This window comes from Sphingobium agrisoli (assembly GCF_041877245.1).
Classification (GTDB): Bacteria; Pseudomonadota; Alphaproteobacteria; order Sphingomonadales; family Sphingomonadaceae; genus Sphingobium.
The window spans coordinates 9328-14725 of record NZ_JBHDJI010000023.1 but is presented as its reverse complement, the minus strand read 5'-3'; the positions used below and the strand labels follow the sequence as shown (position 1 = coordinate 14725).

Genomic DNA, 5398 nt, shown 5'->3' with positions numbered 1-5398 from the left:
ACGACCGTCGGCGCGGCCGGTATCACGATGCTTGCGGGCGGCGCCGCCGTGGGTGGTGCGCGTGCACTTGGCGGCGCTGCACTCGGCGCAGTGCGGGCCGGCACCTCAATGGGGTCCGCAGCTTCGACCGCCTACACGCTCGGCAAGGAGACCGCGTCGTCACCGACGAAGGCGGCTGGTCTTGGCGGCGTGGCGCGTGCCGCCGGCAACGCCGCCCGCGAGCGCGCCTCGAGCGCGCTCGGCTTGGGCGAAGCCGCTTCGCAGGGTCGCGCGGCGGCATGGAATGCCCTCAACCGCAGCGGCCGGGCCGAAGCAGGATCATCCGCCGACGCCGACGGCACCCCGGCTTGGGCACGGGCCATGCGCGGCCAGCAGACCGCCCGACATCACCGCCAGATCGCGATGCACACCTTGCAGCAAGGCGATCGTGGCGGAGCCTCCGCCACCCCCGACATCAAAGAAAGGGACGATCGATGATCTTCAAACGCGCCGTCCAGCGTTACGGACAAACCCCGGAGCCGGAGACGCCGTATCAGCGTGCCGGCCAGGTCTGGGACGAGCGGATCGGCTCCGCTCGCGTGCAAGCGCGCAACTGGCGCCTCATGGCGTTCGGGTGCCTTGCCCTCACCGGCGGCCTCTCGTCAGCTCTCGTCTGGCGATCGGTGCAGAGCCGCATCACGCCCTATGTCGTGGAGGTCGACCGGCTAGGCGAGACGCGCGCCGTCTCGGAAGCAGAGGCGGGCTATCATCCAACTGATCCGCAGATCGCATGGCACCTGTCGCGATTCATCGCGAACGTCCGTGGCCGATCGCTCGATCCGGTGCTGGTTCGCCAGGACTGGCTCGAAGCCTATGACTTCACCACCAAGCGCGGCGCCCAGTTTCTCGGCGACTACGCCCGAGCTGTCGATCCCTTTGCCAGCATCGGCGAGCGGACGGTGTCGGTTCAGGTGACGAGCGTGGTGCGCGCGTCAGATCGGTCCTTCCAGGTCAAATGGACCGAGACCGCCTACGAGCGCGGGGCGCAGGCCGGAACACAGCGCTGGACGGCGATCCTGACCGTCGTGATGCGGGCGCCTACCGATGCGGACACGCTCCGGAAGAACCCGCTTGGCGTCTACGTCGACGCGGTCGACTGGAGTCGGGAACTCGATCCTCCAGCGCAGTCGCGTCCCACACCTCCGCCCGCTGCCCCGCCGCCTGTCCCTGCAGGCCTGCCGCTCGGCTCACCCCTCGATCCCAATCTCGCTGCTCCCACGCAGCCCGCCCAGGAGTCACGCCCATGAAGATCCTTCTCGCAGCGTCCGCCCTCGCGTTCATTGCGACGTCAGCGCAGGCCCAGACCACGACGCCTCAGCGAGCGCCGGGACCCATTGCCGCAGCGAAGGCGTCGCCAGCGCCGAGGCAGCCAACTCGGCGAACTATCGCCCGCAAACGGGTAAACCCGATGGTGGCGCGTGTCGCTGCGGCCAATCGAGTGGCCACACTGGAGCCGCAGGCACAGGGCTTCGTGAATGCGGTCCAGGTCTTCCCCTTCAGCGACGGTACGATCTACCAAGTCTACACCGCGCCCGGTGCCGTCACCGACATTGCCTTGCAGCCAAGCGAAAATCTCGTGGCGGTGGCGGCCGGCGATACAGTCAGGTGGGTCATCGGCGACACGACGAGCGGCACCGGCGCAGACAAGCGAACGCACATCCTGGTGAAGCCGTTTACCTCGGGCCTCGCTACCAATCTCGTCGTGACGACGGATAGGCGGAGCTACCACCTCCAACTCACCGCAACGTCGCGCACCGCGATGGCCGCCTTGTCATGGACATACCCAGCCGACCAGCTGATCGCCCTGCGGCGGGCTGCCGAGCAGGCTGCCGCTGCAGCTCCGATCTCCGAGGGACTGGCGGTCGACAGTCTCCATTTCAACTATGCGATCAGTGGCGATGCGCCTGCGTGGCGGCCGCTTCGCGCCTTTGACGATGGCCGGCAGACCTTTGTCGAGTTTCCCGCCAGCATCGCCGTCGGCGATGCGCCGCCACTGTTCGTCGTCGGGCCGACCGGCGAAGCCGAGCTGGTCAATTTTCGTGTCCGCGGCCGGTTCTATGTCGTCGACCGAATCTTTGACGCGGCCGAACTGAGGCTCGGCACCAAGAAGCAGCAGGTTGTCCGGATCGCGCGCGTCGGTGACGGCACTCCCTCGCGAAAGGGGAAGCGCTCATGAGCGAGGCTTTCGTCTCTCCCGCCGCGAAGCTCGATCCAGAGACGTTGGCGATCCGGACGAAACCGGCGCGCGCGATACGCTTTCGGCGCGGCGTTATCATCGCCGTCGCCGCGCTCGGATCCGTCAGCCTGGTCGTCGTAGCATGGATCGCGTTGAAACCGCGTGTCTTCGGCGCGGTCCCAGACGCCCGAGAATTGTCGGAACCGAGCAATCGTCCATCGACAGACGCTCTGAACGGCTTGCCGGCGACCTATGGCGATACCCCGAAGCTCGGCCCACCGCTCCCCGGAGACCTGGGCAGGCCGATCCTCGAAAGCCAGCGCCGCATGGCAACGGAAACCGGCGTCGGCAATGATCCGTCGGGCCAGACGGCGGCGCAAGAACGGGAGCGGCAGCTGTCGGAGTTGAGGGCCGCTCGCCAATCCGGGGTGTTGGTGCAAGGCCGCACCACAACGTCGCCGACAGTAGCAGCCGACGCCTCAGCGACGCCGGCAGCACCAACGGCAGAGGCATCGGGACCAGCTCTCGATCCGGACCGGGACCCTAACGCTCAGGGGCGCAAGGCCCAGTTCGTTGGCACTCTCGATCGCTCCGGGGACATCAATCCACACGCGCTGACGGCGGCACCGTCGCCCTACCTGCTTTCGGCGGGCAGCGTCATTTCGGCGAGCCTGATAACCGGCCTGCGCTCGGACTTGCCGGGGCTGGTGACGGCCCAGATCACTAGCCAGGTGTTCGACAGTCCAACCGGGCGCATCTTGCTCATTCCGCAGGGCTCACGGCTGATCGGGAGCTATGATAGCGTTGTCGCGTTCGGCCAGCAGCGCGCGCTGATCGTGTGGCAGCGGATAATGCTGCCCGACGGCAGCTCGGTCAGGATCGACAATGTCCCGGCCACCGACGCGTCGGGCTACGCCGGCCTGCAGGACAAGGTCGATTTCCACATATGGGCGCTCCTCAAGGGCGTCGCGCTTTCGACACTGCTCGGCGTCGGCTCGCAGCTGACGGTCACGGGCGAGAGCGATCTCGCCCAGGCAATTCGAGAATCGACGCAACAGAACGTGTCGCGCGCCGGTGACCAGCTCACGTCCCGCAGCCTCAATATCCAGCCGACGATCACGATCCGGCCGGGTGCGACGGTACGCTTGGTAGTTCACAAAGATCTCATTCTCGCGCCCTGGCGCGGATAGGAGCGAGCGATGCCCGAACTTAAATTACCGAGGCTGCCAGACAGAACGCCGATCAAGCTGGCGATCACCATCACGCCCGATCTCCACCAGATGCTGCAGCAGTACGCGGCGCTTTATGCTGAGACTTACGGTCGGGAGGAAGCCGTAACCGAACTCGTGCCCGCCATGTTGGTCAGCTACCTCGAAAGCGACAGGGGATTTGTCCGGTCGCGAAACAAATCATGAAACGCCACTTGAGCGCCGAGGAGCGCAGAGATGAGACGGGCAAAGCAGCTGCGGCGTTAGGCGCCCTGTCGATCGAACCAATCAGCGTGCGCATTGCGACCGCTGTGCAACTGACAGGGATTCCGCGCACAACGCTCTATGAACTCATCAAATCGGGTGAGATCGAGACCGTCAAAATAGGTCGGTCTACATTTATCCCCTACCGCTGCCTCAAACACCTGATCGACGGTTGATCGTCGAGTCATTATGTCAGCTGCGGAAAATATCAATAATATACCATGGGGGTTTTTCGAGTTGACGAAAATTCCCCCATGGGCCAAGTTCGCTTCACGCCATGGCGGACCAACTGGCAAGTCATCCCGCCAAGCGTGTTGTGAAACAAGGAGCTGCATATGTACGCTAAGACCGGCGAATTACCCATCCCCCTCCAGACGCCCCGCGAGTTGGAAACACTCGATATCCTCGCGGATTCGGGCGATGTGAACGAGACCCCGTTCAACGTCTTCATCGGCCACAATCTTGGCCATCGTGTGTTCACCATGTCGGTGCCCTTCCGGAAATTCTTCGATATCTCTGACGTTGCAAACGACCGTGAAAACGGCCCGATTGCGCAGCGCCCGCTCGACGAGGGACATGCCAAGAAGCTCGCTGTTTATATGGTCAAGGGATTGGTCTCGGCGGCACGGATGCGCCGTGTCGCGCAGGGGAAGGAAGTGCCTGAGGCCTTCGAATCCGTGCTCCGCGCGCTTGGCGAGCAGCCCTATTTCTCGCTTCAGCCTCTGGTCTGCAATATCCGAAACGTGCCGCCCGGAGGCACCGGCGCCGGCGGCATCCGAGGCCTGCGGCTCGAAACGACCAGCGGCGAAACGGCGGGCTTCAAGGTCTTCCTTTCGGAACGCCACATACTTTGGGTGATTGACGGTCAGCACCGGCGCCATGCCGCCGAGATGGCCATGGCCTTCCTGGACAGTGTCCGCCAGACCGGCCGGTACCCCGGCAAAGGGGCAGTTCTTTTCTTCGAGAAAGGCAAGCCTGTTGCAGAGAGCGACATGCTGGTGTGGAACGAAGCCTATGAGGCGGCACGAGCCTATGCGACGCTCACTGTTGAGGTCCACCTCGGCCTCGATATCGAGCAGGAGCGCCAGCTCTTTCATGACCTGAACCGACTCGGCAAGAAAGTGGACGCCTCGCTCGCATTTCAGTTCGACGGCTCGAACCCTATCACGCATTTCATCAAGCGTCGGCTAACGGAAGATCTCGGCTTCCGCATCATCGACTCTGAGGTCAAAGAGTGGTCGCTCGATACCGGCGCTCTCGTGCTGAAGGATGTCGTTGCGATCAATGCCATCGCCTTTCTCAACAAAGGTAATATCGCCGGAGCGACGCCAGCCACTATCGAACCACGTGAAGGGGCGGTGCTTGAGCTCTGGGGCCAGATCGCTCAGATCCCCGGCTTCGGCAACGATCGCGCGAAGGAAAAAACGGTGGCGGCGCAGCCGGTCGTGCTGAAGGCGCTCGCTAAGATCGGCTATGATCTCAATTTCAACAATCGGCGGCCGGATAATGCGGAAGAGCTCTTTCAGGCCTTTCTCGCGGGTATCCCCGAGATGGATTTCAGCCACGAAAATCCCATGTGGCGCTATTATGAAATGACCTCGGAGGAACGGACCGATGCTGGGCTCGATGGCCTCGCTGCATATCTCCCTGAGGAGGGTGGATCGGCAAACCGGGATATCGGCGCGACGCAGGGCGGGTATTTCCGCTTCGG

7 protein-coding genes are annotated in these 5398 nt (G+C 63.8%); all 7 read left to right on the top strand.

The window, feature by feature from the left end:
* Positions 1 to 477: TrbL/VirB6 family protein (locus ACETPF_RS20645; protein WP_483475730.1), on the top strand; the 477-nt coding region annotated here is incomplete at its 5' end.
* Positions 474 to 1286: a conjugal transfer protein TrbF gene (gene trbF / locus ACETPF_RS20640; protein ID WP_373936499.1), complete on the top strand. Its 813-nt coding sequence runs from the start codon at positions 474 to 476 to the stop codon at positions 1284 to 1286. The genes ACETPF_RS20645 and trbF, both read left to right, overlap by 4 nt.
* On the top strand, positions 1283 to 2215 hold the full coding sequence (gene trbG / locus ACETPF_RS20635) for a P-type conjugative transfer protein TrbG (RefSeq protein ID WP_373936498.1): 933 nt from the start codon (positions 1283 to 1285) through the stop codon (positions 2213 to 2215). Before trbF ends, trbG begins: the two co-directional genes overlap by 4 nt.
* Complete coding sequence (locus tag ACETPF_RS20630; RefSeq protein WP_373936497.1) at positions 2212 to 3405, top strand: TraB/TrbI/VirB10 family type IV secretion system protein; 1194 nt, start codon at positions 2212 to 2214, stop codon at positions 3403 to 3405. The genes trbG and ACETPF_RS20630 overlap by 4 nt, the downstream gene beginning before the upstream one ends.
* Before the next feature lie 9 nt (positions 3406 to 3414).
* Complete coding sequence (locus ACETPF_RS20625; protein ID WP_373936495.1) at positions 3415 to 3630, top strand: DUF2274 domain-containing protein; 216 nt, start codon at positions 3415 to 3417, stop codon at positions 3628 to 3630.
* Between the two features lie 8 nt (positions 3631 to 3638).
* Entirely contained in the window at positions 3639 to 3863 is a 225-nt protein-coding gene (locus ACETPF_RS20620; RefSeq protein WP_373936494.1) for a helix-turn-helix domain-containing protein, read from the top strand.
* 159 nt (positions 3864 to 4022) lie between these two features.
* Positions 4023 to 5398, top strand: a 1376-nt coding sequence (locus ACETPF_RS20615; protein WP_373936492.1) for a DNA sulfur modification protein DndB, incomplete at its 3' end; no start/stop codon positions are given.